We start from the raw sequence: 288 nt of genomic DNA, 5'->3' as shown, positions 1-288 counted from the left end.
ATGGCTCAGCGCCGTCCCGGGCCGGCGTCGTACCAGCCCTTGCTCTGGTTGACCACGCGCACCACCAGCAGCATCACCGGCACTTCGATCAGCACGCCGACCACGGTGGCGAGGGCCGCGCCGGAATGGAAGCCGAACAGGCTGATGGCCGCTGCCACTGCCAGCTCGAAAAAGTTGCTGGCACCGATCAACGCCGAGGGACACGCGATGTTGTGCTTCTCGCCGACCCTGCGGTTGAGCCAGTAGGCGAGGCCGGAATTGAAGAACACCTGGATCAGAATGGGCACG

The 288-nt window shown here is 64.9% G+C and carries 1 protein-coding gene; it reads right to left on the bottom strand.

Annotated features, from left to right (window positions below; all coding sequences use genetic code 11):
* Positions 1 to 5: 5 nt before the first annotated feature.
* A partial coding sequence (locus ACR6JA_RS22785; protein WP_494599752.1) for an arsenic resistance protein occupies positions 6 to 288 on the bottom strand: 283 nt, incomplete at its 5' end.

The organism is Cedecea sp. B1(4) (genome assembly GCF_059414925.1).
This window is presented reverse-complemented; position numbering and strand designations above follow the sequence as displayed.